We start from the raw sequence: 12,536 nt of genomic DNA, 5'->3' as shown, positions 1-12,536 counted from the left end.
CGATGCCCATGAAGGAAATTCACTATTTCGGCATTCGTCATCACGGCCCGGGTTCCTCCAGGCGTTTGCTGGCGGCGCTGGAGCGGGTACAACCTGCGGTTGTGCTGATCGAAGGCCCGGCCGACTGCAGCGAACTGCTGCCGTTTCTGGCCAGCACAGGGATGACGCCGCCGGTCGCGCTGTTGTCGTTCGTGACCGATGAAGTCGGCCACAGCATTTATTATCCGTTTGACGAGTACTCGCCCGAATATCAGGCCTGTCGCTGGGCGCTGCAGGCGGGTGCTGATGTTCGTTTTATTGATCTGCCGGTCTCCGTGCAGCTGGCGGCCGCCGTTGCTGAAGCGGGCGAAGACCACAATGCCGATGATGCTACAGACGATGCCGGTGACGAAAATCGTGATGTTGAAGGCACGGATACTGAAAACACTGCCAGTGCCGGCAGCCAGGCGTTGCGCCTTGATCCCATCTCCGTATTGGCGCGCCTGGCGGGTTACGACGACGGTGAAAGCTGGTGGAATCATATTGTTGAGCAGGGTGCCGATGATGATCCGGCGGTCTTCACTGCGCTGGAGCAGGCTATGGCTGAGCTGCGCGACGCCATTCCCGATGACAGCCCCAGGGAAGTACAGCGCGAAGCCTATATGCGCCTGCAGATTGCCGACGCGGTGAAAAAGACCGACGGCCCGGTCGCCGTCATTTGCGGTGCCTGGCACCTGCCGGGGTTAAAGGCAAAAGTCAGTCAGAAAGACGATAAAGCGCGGCTGAAAACCTTGCCCGCCAAGCTTCCGGCCAAGCGTGTTAATTCAACCTGGATTCCCTGGACCAGCCCGCGTCTGGCCAGCGGTTCGGGCTACAGCGCCGGGGTATCGGCGCCCATGTGGTATCGCCATTTGTGGCGCTTTGGCCAAAACGAAGCGTCATTGGCGCGCTGGCTGGCTCTGGTTGCCGAGCAGTTACGCCAGGCCGGGTTGTTGGTGTCTACCGCGGCGGTGATAGAAACCGTGCGTCTGTGTCACAGCCTGGCGGTTATCCGTGATCGTCCCAGTCCGGGGTTTGAAGAAGCCCGTGATGCCACCATTGCCAGCCTGTGCGGTGGCGATATTTTGTGGTGGCAGCAGATTTCCCAGCAACTGTTGCTGGGGTCGTTGGTGGGTGAAGTCCCCGCCGATGTGCCTTTGGCACCTCTGCTGGACGATCTGCAACAGTGGCAAAAGAAGACCCGCCTTAAAAGCGAGGCGCTGCCACGGGAATTGTCACTGGATCTGAGAAGTGAACCCGGGCAACTGAAGTCCTGGCTGCTGCACCGCCTGCGGCTGCTCGATGTCCCCTGGGGCGAACAGACCGGCAACGGCAGCAGCCGTGGTACGTTCCGCGAGCGCTGGGTGATTGCCTGGCAGCCGGAGTTTGCGGTGCAGCTGGTGGAAAATCAGATCTATGGCAGCTCACTGGCGCAGGCCGCCGCCGAGCGCACCATTGAGAAGATGCGCAGCCAGCGCCAGCTGGGCGAACTGGCTAAGTTGCTGCTGGCGGCGCTGGAAGCCGAACTGCCGCAGGCGGTGGAGCAAGGATTCTCGCTGCTGGCAGAGCGCGCGGCCCACACCGCCGAAGGGTTGGATCTGCTTGATGGCCTGCCGCCGCTGGTGGATATCAGCCGTTACGGCACGTCCAGAAATTTGTCGCTGGCCCACGTCAACGGCCTGATTGAACGGCTGGCGGTGCAGGCCTCACTGTCTTTGCCGGTTGCGGTGCGACAGCTTAACGAAGAAGAAAGTACACACTACCGGCATGCCATCGCTGATGCCCATGCTCAGTTAGAGCTGGCGCAGGTTAACGACAGCGTGATGGAAGGCTGGTGGCAAGCGCTGCAGGAAGTGATGCACAGCAACCTGTGTGATGCGGGCGCGCGTGGTCTGGCCAGTCGTTTGTTGTATCAGGCTAAGCGCCTGAATGAAGACCGTTTGCAGCAACTGATGGCGCGCATGCTGTCACCGGCGAACCCTATCCATGAAGCCAAAGGATTTTTCGAAGGCTTTTTCAGCGGAGCGACTGAGCGGCTGCTCTACGACCCCCGCTTGCGGCAATTGGTCGACGACTGGTTGGGGTCGCTGGAAGAAGAGGCCTTTATCGACAGTCTGCCACTGCTGCGGCGGGTATTTTCTGAGCTGGACGCCATGGAGCGCAGGCGTCTGCTGGATGCGCTGCATGCCGGTGAGGTACGTACCAGTACCGCGTTTGCCGTCAACGAAAGCCTGGCGTCCCAGTGGTCTGCGCATCTGCAGGGGCTGGGCAAATTGCTTGCGGGAGATAAGCAATGGATGAATTGATGCAACAGCGTCGCTGGCAATTGGCGTTGGGAGCGGAGCAGGAAAGCACACCACTGAACGCCAGTGACAAACGTCTGAACGATGCTCTGACCGCGTTGTATGGCGATGGCTCAGATTCAGAAAAAAGCCGTGGTGGTCTCGGTGGCTCCGCTCCGCGTGTTGCGCGCTGGCTGGGTGATATCCGCGAATACTTTCCGGCATCGGTGGTGCAACTGGTGCAGCGCGATGCTTTTGAGCGGCTGGGGCTGCGGCAGATGCTGCTTGAACCGGAGTTTCTCCAGGCGATGGAGGCCGATGTGCATCTGGTCGCCGATCTGGTCAGCCTGGGTAACATGATGCCGCAAAAAACCATGGAAACCGCGCGTCAGGTGATTCGCAAAGTGGTGGATGAACTGATGGCGCGGCTGGAGCAAAAAACCGCCGAAGCCATTCGCGGTGCGGTCGACCGGGGTAAGCGTACCCATAGGCCACGTCACAGCGATATTGACTGGCACCGCACCATTGCTGCCAACCTGCGCCACTATCAGCCCGGACTGGCGACCATCGTTCCGGAAAAGCTGGTGGGCTTCAGCCGCAAACAGCGGCGACTGGTGGATCTGGATGAAGTGATTCTCTGTGTCGATCAGTCGGGATCTATGGCCACCTCGGTGGTGTACAGCTCAATTTTTGCCGCGGTTATGGCCTCGATTCCTGCGGTGAAAACCCGGCTGGTGTGCTTCGATACGGCGGTTGTCGATTTAACGGATGAACTGGCCGACCCGGTACAGGTGTTGTTTGGCGTGCAGCTGGGCGGCGGTACCGACATCAATCAGGCTGTGGCCTATTGCGCTGATAAAATCGAACGGCCGGCCAAAACGCACCTGATTCTGATTACCGATTTGTACGAGGGCGGCGATGCCGATGCGCTGAAAACGCGGGTGGCGGAGCTGATCCGCCAGGACGTTAATGTCATCACGCTGCTGGCGCTGAGCGATGATGGCCGGCCGTCATACGACAGCCAGATGGCGGCTGACTTTGCTGCCATCGGCAGCCCGGTGTTTGCCTGTACTCCGGATAAATTCCCGGAGCTGATGGCTACGGCGCTGAAGCGGGAAGATGTACTGCAGTGGGCCGCCGACAGCGGTATTGCCGCGGTCCGGCCGGCGGAATAAAACGCGGTATTAAAAAGCAGGCTCCGGCCTGCTGCTTCACCGTTTGGAGTGACATTGTGTCACTCCAAACCAATTCGATCGGCCGTTATCCTGGTTTGGTGAAGCTGGCAGCGAGTTACCCGTTTTTTGCACCAAAGGCTATTTTGTTGTTATCCAGATCACGCACATAAGCTGAGAAACGCGGCCCTCTCTGGCCGGGTTTGCCTTCACAGCTTCCGCCTAATTCAATGGCTTTGTTATACAGCCGGGTAACTTCATCCTCAGAATCAAGGCTGAAACCCAGCATGGTGCCATTGCCATTGGTTGCGCTGTTCTGATCGAAAGGAATCGCCACAGCGAAGGCCGCGTCTTCATCCTCGCCCTGCCAGAACGTCATCCGCTCGGTCGCGAAGGTCTGACGCATTTCCGTATGTTCGAACAATGCATCATAGAACTTAACCGCCGCTTCCATATTGTTGGTGCCAAACACAAAGTAATTCATCTTCATCATGGTTCTCCTTCTGAAAGCAGCGAGGATAGCGGCGGCTGGTGACAGAAAGTGTCAGTAGCGTTTATGTGGCAAGGCTTGGCTGGCATGCGAGGGATCGCAGGCATGGCCAGCTCCTGCGACATGTGTTGCTTCAACGGTTTTGCAGCATATTAATGTGCCAGCAGGCTGGCGAATTACCCCAGCGCCAGCACAGTTCCCTGCAATACCAGCAAAGCAAAAACCCCCGCCAGTACATCATCAATCATTATGCCGAAGCCGCCGTGCACTTTGGCATCCAGCCATTTAATCGGCCAGGGTTTGAGAATGTCGAAAAAGCGGAACAGCACAAAGCCGTACAGCAGCCAGCCCATATCCGTGAGCACATCGCCGCTGTGCGGCAGCCACAGCAGGGTTATCCACACGCCAATCCATTCGTCCCAGACAATGCCGCCGTGGTCATGTACGCCGAGGTCGCGCGAGGTGATTTCGCACAGCACGACGCCTAAGGCAAAACCGGCAACCAGAATACTCAGGTACGGCAGCGTTGGCATACCCTGTAATAAAAAAAACCAGACGGGTAATGCCGCCAGTGTGCCGAAGGTACCGGGTGCTTTGGGTGCCAGGCCGGAACCTAAGCCAAAGGCCAGTAAATGAATGGGATTTTTAAGATTGGGGCGTACAGCAGACTGGTTGACTGAGTTGCTCACAGGGTTCTCCGGCTGACCTGTTTCAGGCCAGCATCTGACCCTCTTGAATAGCGGTGGATGATAGCAGCCGGGCGGGATTAATTTCCATGATGGTAACGTCTTTACCGCCAATGCGTACGCCTTTCAGCCAGCCTCGGGCAAAGGGCGGCATATAGTCTTTCTGTTCTTTTTCCAGTTGGGCGGCGCTGCAGCTGAACACTTCACCCACATCGTCCACGCGCAGACCGAGGGTTTGTTGTTCGTTGCTTTGCAGCATGATCACGGTCGGGCGGATGCTGCTGCGTACCATGGTGTTCACGTCGGCAAACAGGTCGCGCAGGCGCTGCATGGTGCTGGTTTCTTGTTCCTGCAAAATGGCGAGGGCGGCTTCGCTCTGGTCGTTATCACGCATTGCTAATAATTCGTCGGCCAGAGCGTGAATGCGTTTGTGCGGTTCATCAAAGCTGCGCAGCACATGTTGCAGCTGGGTGTCATCGGTGCGGAAATTATCGTGCCACTGGCCGAATTTGCATTGATGCGGATCGCGCGCCAGATCAAAGCTGCCGCCATGCAGCAGGCAGTTTTTTAAGCTGTTAAGCCAGTTGATATGGTCCTGCTCGCGCGCCTGCAGTAATTCCAGTAATTCAAGGCTTTTGCTGCGCTCGGATGGCTGATTGAGCAGACGGGCCAGCGACAGAATAATGCAGGCCTGACCTTCAAACTCCACCATGTCGAATTGCTGGCCCTTGCCGGTGGCCACCTGTGTGGGTGTGAGGGCACTTTCAGCGGCAATAAAACGCACGCTTTCAATGGGTACGGCAAAGTGCTGGCGGGCGTGGCGGAAGCTTAGATAGTCCATGCGGAGTCCTTGCGTGGCATCGGGCGGTGGTGGGCTTAAGGCCTGTTCACGCTCATAAGAATATGCCAAGTATAGACCGCGATATCTGTCTTGCCGGGCTGTCTGCGGCCTGTCTGTTCAGAGGGTATCGATGGGGTCGATATCCAGATTCCAGCGCACCTTTGATAAGCCCTTATGCTGCTCCAGAAAATGCACCAGCGCCGCTGCGGTACGGTGCAGCACACTGCGTTCGGCAGCGTAAAACTGCAGCTGAAAACGGAAGCGGCCATTGCGCCGTTCCATAATGGCGGGGAAGGGGCCAAGCAGGGTCACCGGCGCCTGCCAGCTGGCGCCGCTGTGGGTTTGCAGCCATTGCTGCACAAAGGCGCGCGCCTGTTGCAGCAGTTGCTGCGCCTGTGTGCGGTCTTCGCATTCGCTGCGCAGTAACGCCATATGGCTGTACGGCGGCAGCTGCTGCTGTTGGCGCTCCTGTAATAACGACAGCGCCAGCGCGTGGTAGCCGCTGTCGAGCAGCAGATTGAGCAGCGGATGGTCGGCGTACAGGGTCTGAATCCATACTTCACCCGGCGCTTCTTCGCGTCCGGCACGGCCGGCCACCTGACAGATTAACTGCGCGCTGTGTTCCATACCGCGGAAATCAGCGCTGAATAAGCCGGCGTCGGCGTCCAGCACCACCACCAGAGTGACATCGGGAAAGTGGTGGCCTTTCGCCAGCATCTGGGTGCCGACCAGAATGCAGGGGCCGCCGCTGTGAATATCGTCGAACAGATTATCGAACGCCTGCTTACTGCGGATGGTGTCACGGTCGACCCGGCGCACCGGCACCTGTGGGAACAGCACGGCGAGCTGATCCTGAATTTTCTCGGTGCCCTGACCAATACCTTCAACGTGCTGCCCACCACATTGCGGACACACTGCAGGAATTCCCTGCTGAAAATCGCAATGGTGGCAATGCAGATGCGGCGGATATTGATGCAGCGTCAGGCGTGCATCACAGCGGCGGCATTCGGCCATCCAGCCGCAATCGCGGCAGGCCAGCAGTGGGGCAAAACCGCGACGGTTAATAAACACCAGCACCTGTTTGCCGTCACTTATATGTTTGTGCATAGCGTTCAGCACGGGTTGGGCGAAACCGGCGGTCAGCGGCTGATGCAGAATGCTGTGCAGCTTCATGCTGGGTGCTTTGGCATCCCCGGCGCGCTGGCTCAGTTTCAGGTGCAGGTATTTACCGCTGAGCGCGTTGTGCAGGGTTTCCAGCGAGGGTGTAGCCGAACCGAGCACAATGGGCACGCCCGCTTTGTGGGCCCGCACCAGAGCAAAATCGCGTGCTGAATAGCGCAGGCCATCCTGTTGTTTGAACGAGGCATCGTGTTCTTCGTCGAGAATAATCAGGCCGAGGTCGGGCATCGGCGTGAATACCGCCGAACGGGTGCCGATGAGAATGCGTGCGCCGCCTTCACTCGCCTGCCGCCAGCCCTGCAGACGCTCGCGGTCGTTAAGGCCGGAATGCAGCATGGCGATGGGCACATTAAAACGCGCCTGAAAGCGGCGTACGGTTTGTGGTGTCAGACCGATTTCCGGTACCAGCACCAGAGCCTGTTTGCCCGCCGCCAGTACCTGCTCGATCAGACGCAGATAGACCTCGGTTTTACCTGAGCCGGTTACGCCTTCGAGCAGGCAGGCGCGAAAGTGATGCAGTTCCGGCTCAAGTGCCTTCAAAGCACTCTGCTGCTGCGGATTCAGGCTGTGAAAGCGCTGATTCTCCTGAATAGCCGGCGGCAGCGGCAGCTGCTGGCGTTCTTCAATCAGTCCGGCGTCGGCCAGACTGCGCAATTGCGCCAGGCTGAAGCCCTGAGTCGTCAGCTCGCTGTGTGGCCATTGCGGGCTCTGCTGAAATAACTGCCACAGCGCCTGTTGTTTGCTGCCGCGCAGCGGTTTGGCCGGCTCGTCGGCCTGCTTCAGCCAGACCCGTTCGTCGGCCTCGCTCAGCTCACAGCCACGGCGCAGCATCGTGGGAAGCATATGCTCCAGCACTTCGCCCATGCTGTGGTGATAGTAATCGGCGAGCCAGCGGCACAGCGCCAGACTGTGTTCATCAATAAGCGGGGTATCGTCAAGGCGTGCCAACAGCGGTTTCAGCTTATTGGTCGGGACATCGGACTGATTACGGCTACTGAGAACGATGCCCAGCAGCAGCTGGCGGCCAAACTCCACACGCACACGCTGGCCGGGCTGATAGTGATCCGGTGTTTCTCCGGGCAGCGGCAAGTAGTCAAAAGTGCGGCGTAGCGGGAGGGGAAGAGCAATTTCGACAACAAAAAAGGACATGAAAAGACTTGCTGCTTAGGTCGGCTCTGGTATTATGCGCGTCCTTATTGCCCATGCAAGGGCAAGTTTTTGTAATCCAGTAGCGCGGTACTTGTGAAGAGAAGATTCGCAAGTGGCGGCGTGAAGACCCAAGAGGTGTCCCATGAAAGAAGGTATTCATCCTGAGTACGCTGCTCTGGAAGCAACTTGCTCCTGTGGTAACGTGATCAAAACCAAATCCACTAAGCCTGGTTCTATGTACCTGGACGTGTGTTCTGCATGCCACCCGTTTTACACCGGTAAGCAGAAAGTTGTTGATACTGGCGGCCGTATTGACCGTTTCAACAAGCGTTTCGGTGCCTTCAAGAAGTAAGAAGACCGAACCGAAAAAACCCGCCTTGTGCGGGTTTTTTTATGCCCGCCCTCCGTGGCGGTCACCCTGCGGGCCATTGCTGCGCAATGTTGATCAACGCTCCCGGCGTTGATGCTATGCCCGCCGTCCATGGCGGGCCCCCTGCGGGCCGCACTGAAGCGCGTTAAGCTTCGCTCCATACTTCGCTTTGATGCCCGACATCCGACATCCGACATCCGACATCCGACATCTGCTCTCACTGCGCCGCCAGTTCCCAGCTTTGCTGACAGCGCTGCATATATTGCGCATAGATCGTCAGGCCGACCGCGGGGCCAACGGCAGCACTGTCGGTGCACAGGTTGGCAATCAATTCTTCCGATACCCGGCTAAGGCGGTTAATCCGCTGCTGCAGGGCATCGCCTTCGCGTTGTTCCAGCGCCAGTGCTTTATCCACATTGGCCAGACGTTGCTGCCACTCCTGTTGTTGCGCACTGGCTTGTTGCTGCTGAGCCAGTAACTGCTGCTGTGCGGCAGTGATTTGGTGTTGGTATTCCTGCTGCGTATGCCGCCATTCAGCCCGTTCCTGCTGTTGTACGGTTAACTGCTGCGCCAGTTGCTGCTGGCTGAATTGCAGACTCTGTTGCTGGCTCAGGAGCTGTTGCTGCAGGCCATTAATATGCTGCTGCTGGCTGAACAAGGCTGCAGCCACGGCACTGAACAGCAACAGAAAGCCGATAACCAGCGTTAACGGTTGGGCTGTAGTCATCGTGTTGTTGTTCGTCCGCTGAGCGCTGATTGTGTGCTGCTGGTTTTTGCTGGTATGGCTTTGCGTCGGCAGTACCGTGGCAGTGGCCGCAGGGTTGGTTTCGCTCAGCAGACAGCGGCGGGCTTCCATCAGTTGAATCAGCGTCTGGCTGAGTTGCTGGTGTTCGTCGGCCCCGTTCGGTTGCAGCAGCAGGCTGGCGGTATGGCGTATCTGATGTTGGTAGGCGGCTTCGATATCCTGCGGCTGTTTGCTCAAAGTACCGAGCAGCTGTCTGGCGCTGGAGAGTTCTGGATCTGCCATGGCGGAAGCGTGTGTGTTCGGTGTCATCGTTTAGCTCCTTCAGGCGATGAAATACTGCTGACATCCTCTTCCTCCCGGTTGATGGCGGCAATCAGGCGAAGCGGCGAATCTCCATGTCATGAACGATGAGTGCGCCAATGTTGTCAGAGCGGTTGCGATGAGATTGCAGCGGCCAGATGACCGCTGTATGACGGCCACCTTGTTTACGGCATTCATCGGTGCTGGCTGATTGGCGTAGTGGCCGATCTGTTACTAAACTTATCCTGCCATTTGTATATAGAGAGATTTTTGTGCCAAAACATGAAGAAGGCGAAGAAGAACTGAGCGAAGCTCAGCGTCTGGCGATGCTGGAAGACACGGTATCCACCAATCGGGTTGTGCTGATGGTGATCGCGATTCTGGCGGTAGTGGCAATTTCGGTAGCGGTAACCATTGCAGTGGTTAAAGTTATGCAGCCGGATGTGGCGTATGCCGACATTAAAAGCTTTGCCAAGCTGGAGCGTGATGTCGAGATTCTGAAAGAGGCTGCCATTACCCATGAGCAGAATCTGGTAGATACCAAAAACATTCTCGACAGTAGCAACGCCACGGCGTTTAAAGCGTTGATGCTGGAGCAGGAAAAGAGCTATCAGCTGCATCTGAACGCGTTGAAGCAAGGCATGCGCGATCTGGCGCGTATGGTGCCGGGATCACGTACCTGGCTGGACATCTACGATGAGCAGATGAATGAGGCGCTGGCGGAAAGCCGGGCGCGCATGAATCGCTTATCGCGGCTGCAGACCTCTGAGCTGCCAAAAGTAGAAGCTACGCCGCTGCCCGACCGGGGTGAACCGGTGCCGGTGTTTAACTGAAGGCGGAGTGATTACCCGCAGGCTTTAACAGGCCCTGATAAAAACGGCGTGCACTGTACGCCGTTTTTTTATGTGCTGTATTTTATACGGCAGCGCTGATCAGCCGCGATGGTCGGAAACAAAGGGATTGGTTCGGCGTTCGTGGCCAAAGGTTGATTCCGGGCCGTGGCCGGGAATAAACGTAATGTCGTCACCCAGCGGGAACAGCTTGTCGCGGATGGAAGACACCAGCTCGGCATGGTTGCCCTTGGGGAAATCGGTGCGGCCGATGGAGCCCTGAAAAATCACATCACCCACAATCGCCAGCTGGTCAGCGGCGCTGTAAAACACCACATGGCCCGGCGTGTGTCCGGGGCAGTGAATCACATCCAGCTCAACCTCTCCGACCTGAACTTTATCGCCATCGTTAAGCCAGCGGTCGGGGGTAAAGATCTCGGCTTGCGGGAAACCAAACATCGCCGATTGTTGCGGCAGTCCCTGAATCCAGAACAGATCGCCTTCCTGCGGGCCTTCAATCGGCAGGCTCAGGCGGCGCGCCAGTTCGGCAGTGCCACCGGCATGATCGATATGGGCGTGGGTCAGCAGAATTTTTTCGGCTTTGGCTCCCATGGCATTTACCTGCTGCACAATGCGCTCAATATCGCCACCCGGATCGACGATGGCGGCGGCTTTGGTGGTGTTGCACATGAGGATGGAGCAGTTTTGGGCAAAGGCGGTAACGGGAACAATGGCGACGGATAAAGACATGAACAGGCGCTCTGGTTTGCAGTAAAGGCGCAAGGGTAGCCTAACGGGAGGGATGGGAGAAGCCCGCAGGCTTCTCCCGTTGGTGCAGCAAAGTGTCGATCAGAAGGCCATGATTTTCGGTTTTACCCCGGCAAACTGCGGCATGGTCACACCGGCATCGGCATTGACGTAGGTCGGATCGGCGATGGTGTAGCGCTTACCCTGCCAGCTCCAGCTGTCGCCCTGTACGCCGCCGTTAAAGGCCACGGCGGTGGCAACATGGCCCGGGTAATCGAGGATCACGACATCCAGCCCCAAAAGCGATTCGGTCAGCCAGGCAAACAGCGCGGCGCGGTCTTCGCAATCGGAGTAGGGGTAGTGCAGGGTTTCCAGCGGGAACAGATAATTTTCCTCGTGGAACTGCTCATCGTCCGTCTGATAGGCAAAAGCGGTCTGCACGAAACGCAGCAGGTGATTCACCGCTTCCTGTTCGCTTTTCCCGGCGACCACCGGACGCAACTGATTGAGCAGCGATTCGCTGGTGACGGCCGGTAAGCCGGCTTTGAAATAGTTCGGCAACGACAGCTGCGGGAAGCTGCTGAAGTAACTGACAAAGCGTTCAGGGTAGGCCACGTTGATGGTGTACGACTGATCGCGGTATTTAAATTTAAGCTGGCGCTGTTCTTCACTGCCGCCAATGGCAAAGCGATTGGGCTGGCTGAAGTCGAGGGCGCGCGAGCCTTCATCATGCTGGCCTTCGTAGGTAAATACTTTGCCGGGCTTCAGTGCTTTTTCATTCAGGTTGATGGCGTAATATTTTTTATTGCCGAGACGGAAAAAGGTCACGCCAAACATTTCCTGTTCAGACGTCAGCAGCAGATGAACTTTGTCGTTATAAGCGACGCGGGCATCGTAACCGGCTTTTACCAGCAGGAACCAGCTGGTCAGTTTGCGGCTGGTGCTGTCTTTATGCAGGGAGCGGGCAAACTGATCAAACAGCTGCGCGCTGCCCCAGTCATTCAGACCCAGACGCTGTGCTTCGGCCTGCAATGCCTGCACCGTTGGTTTGTGCTCGGCACTGGCCAGTTGCTGCCAGTAAGCGGCAATTTTTTCGTTATTAATTTTACCGCTGAAATTGCGTTTGAATTTGGCGTTGTACGGAATCTCGACTGAGTTACCGTAAAACCCGAAACGCACTACCGGACCGCTGAGCGGAGGTTTTTTCGCGGGCTTCTCTGCTACCGGTTTATCAATAGCCGGTTTTTCAGTGGCTGGCTTTTCGCTAACCGGCGGCTTGGCCAGTGGTGGTTTTATCAGCTCCGGAGCCGGTGGTTTGGGGGCAGGAACTTCGGCGACCGGCGGCAATTTGGGCAATGTTACTTTGGGGGTGTCATCTACTGCAGGTTTGGCATCCGGCTTGGCAGAATCCGGAATTTCCGGCAGATCGACAGGCTTGGGTTCAGGATCACGCTGCTCGGCAGGCTTTACATCAACCGGTTGCCATTTCTGCTGCAGAAACTGAATAAAGGCTTTGTCGTTTTCATCCAGATAGGTTTGAAAATCACCACGGGTTTTTTTTAACCATTGTTCATATTCAGACTCGGCGCTGGCGTTCAGGGGCAGACACAGTGCTGGTAATACGCAGAGGTAAATGGGCAGTCTTGCTGGAAATTTCATCGGGATTCCTCGCATAAAAAAGCCGGCGAATGCCGGCTTCTTATTATGATCGTGCAACAGCGTTAAAC

General features: G+C 57.2%; 11 protein-coding genes. 4 read left to right on the top strand and 7 right to left on the bottom strand.

Annotated elements, in window-relative coordinates; all coding sequences use genetic code 11:
- Window positions 1-2: 2 nt before the first annotated feature.
- Both NYR02_RS14055 and NYR02_RS14050 read left to right on the top strand, forming a co-directional pair.
- Window positions 3-2,324 carry a DUF5682 family protein gene (locus NYR02_RS14055; protein ID WP_260976983.1) on the top strand — a complete coding sequence of 774 codons (2,322 nt, stop codon included), beginning with the start codon at window positions 3-5 and terminating at the stop codon, window positions 2,322-2,324.
- Window positions 2,312-3,475, top strand: a complete 1,164-nt coding sequence (locus tag NYR02_RS14050; protein ID WP_260976982.1) for a VWA domain-containing protein — start codon at window positions 2,312-2,314, stop codon at window positions 3,473-3,475. The genes NYR02_RS14055 and NYR02_RS14050 overlap by 13 nt, the downstream gene beginning before the upstream one ends.
- A gap of 115 nt (window positions 3,476-3,590) precedes the next feature.
- On the opposite strand, the gene NYR02_RS14045 is transcribed toward NYR02_RS14050, so the two are convergent.
- The 4 genes from NYR02_RS14045 to NYR02_RS14030 form a co-directional block, all read right to left on the bottom strand.
- Window positions 3,591-3,965: a VOC family protein gene (locus NYR02_RS14045; RefSeq protein WP_260976981.1), complete on the bottom strand. Its 375-nt coding sequence runs from the start codon at window positions 3,963-3,965 to the stop codon at window positions 3,591-3,593.
- Window positions 3,966-4,138: 173 nt separating this feature from the next.
- Entirely contained in the window at window positions 4,139-4,651 is a 513-nt protein-coding gene (locus NYR02_RS14040; protein WP_260976980.1) for a phosphatidylglycerophosphatase A family protein, read from the bottom strand.
- Between the two features lie 22 nt (window positions 4,652-4,673).
- The gene (locus NYR02_RS14035; RefSeq protein WP_260976979.1) at window positions 4,674-5,489 is read right to left on the bottom strand and encodes a CZB domain-containing protein; all 816 of its coding nucleotides are present in this window, start codon (window positions 5,487-5,489) and stop codon (window positions 4,674-4,676) included.
- 117 nt (window positions 5,490-5,606) lie between these two features.
- Window positions 5,607-7,817 carry a primosomal protein N' gene (locus NYR02_RS14030; RefSeq protein ID WP_260976978.1) on the bottom strand — a complete coding sequence of 737 codons (2,211 nt, stop codon included), beginning with the start codon at window positions 7,815-7,817 and terminating at the stop codon, window positions 5,607-5,609.
- 142 nt (window positions 7,818-7,959) lie between these two features.
- On the opposite strand from NYR02_RS14030, the gene rpmE reads away from it, so the two are divergent.
- Window positions 7,960-8,169 (top strand): 50S ribosomal protein L31, encoded by a 210-nt coding sequence (gene rpmE / locus NYR02_RS14025; protein WP_260976977.1) that lies wholly within the window; start codon window positions 7,960-7,962, stop codon window positions 8,167-8,169.
- Between the two features lie 235 nt (window positions 8,170-8,404).
- Here rpmE and NYR02_RS14020 read toward each other — a convergent pair whose 3' ends face one another.
- The gene (locus NYR02_RS14020; protein ID WP_260976976.1) at window positions 8,405-9,241 is read right to left on the bottom strand and encodes a hypothetical protein; all 837 of its coding nucleotides are present in this window, start codon (window positions 9,239-9,241) and stop codon (window positions 8,405-8,407) included.
- Between the two features lie 263 nt (window positions 9,242-9,504).
- On the opposite strand from NYR02_RS14020, the gene NYR02_RS14015 reads away from it, so the two are divergent.
- On the top strand, window positions 9,505-10,065 hold the full coding sequence (locus tag NYR02_RS14015) for a hypothetical protein (RefSeq protein WP_260976975.1): 561 nt from the start codon (window positions 9,505-9,507) through the stop codon (window positions 10,063-10,065).
- Window positions 10,066-10,164: 99 nt separating this feature from the next.
- Here the strand turns inward: NYR02_RS14015 and NYR02_RS14010 are convergent, their stop codons facing one another.
- Window positions 10,165-10,812 carry an MBL fold metallo-hydrolase gene (locus NYR02_RS14010; protein WP_260976974.1) on the bottom strand — a complete coding sequence of 216 codons (648 nt, stop codon included), beginning with the start codon at window positions 10,810-10,812 and terminating at the stop codon, window positions 10,165-10,167.
- A 99-nt stretch (window positions 10,813-10,911) separates the two neighbouring features.
- Window positions 10,912-12,468: a hypothetical protein gene (locus NYR02_RS14005; RefSeq protein ID WP_260976973.1), complete on the bottom strand. Its 1,557-nt coding sequence runs from the start codon at window positions 12,466-12,468 to the stop codon at window positions 10,912-10,914.
- Between the last annotated feature and the right edge of the window lie 68 nt (window positions 12,469-12,536).

It is taken from the genome of Thalassolituus pacificus (genome assembly GCF_025318105.1).
Classification (GTDB): domain Bacteria; phylum Pseudomonadota; class Gammaproteobacteria; order Pseudomonadales; family Oceanobacteraceae; genus Venatoribacter; species Venatoribacter pacificus.
This window is presented reverse-complemented; position numbering and strand designations above follow the sequence as displayed.

Bases quoted from the DNA above. Each gene is read 5' to 3' on its own strand.
- NYR02_RS14055 (WP_260976983.1), top strand. From the start codon at position 3: ATGCCCATGAAGGAAATTCACTATTTCGGCATTCGTCATCACGGCCCG.
- NYR02_RS14050 (WP_260976982.1), top strand. From the start codon at position 2,312: ATGGATGAATTGATGCAACAGCGTCGCTGGCAATTGGCGTTGGGAGCG.
- NYR02_RS14045 (WP_260976981.1), bottom strand. From the start codon at position 3,965: ATGATGAAGATGAATTACTTTGTGTTTGGCACCAACAATATGGAAGCG.
- NYR02_RS14035 (WP_260976979.1), bottom strand. From the start codon at position 5,489: ATGGACTATCTAAGCTTCCGCCACGCCCGCCAGCACTTTGCCGTACCC.
- NYR02_RS14030 (WP_260976978.1), bottom strand. From the start codon at position 7,817: ATGTCCTTTTTTGTTGTCGAAATTGCTCTTCCCCTCCCGCTACGCCGC.
- rpmE (WP_260976977.1), top strand. From the start codon at position 7,960: ATGAAAGAAGGTATTCATCCTGAGTACGCTGCTCTGGAAGCAACTTGC.
- NYR02_RS14020 (WP_260976976.1), bottom strand. From the start codon at position 9,241: ATGACACCGAACACACACGCTTCCGCCATGGCAGATCCAGAACTCTCC.
- NYR02_RS14010 (WP_260976974.1), bottom strand. From the start codon at position 10,812: ATGTCTTTATCCGTCGCCATTGTTCCCGTTACCGCCTTTGCCCAAAAC.
- NYR02_RS14005 (WP_260976973.1), bottom strand. From the start codon at position 12,468: ATGAAATTTCCAGCAAGACTGCCCATTTACCTCTGCGTATTACCAGCA.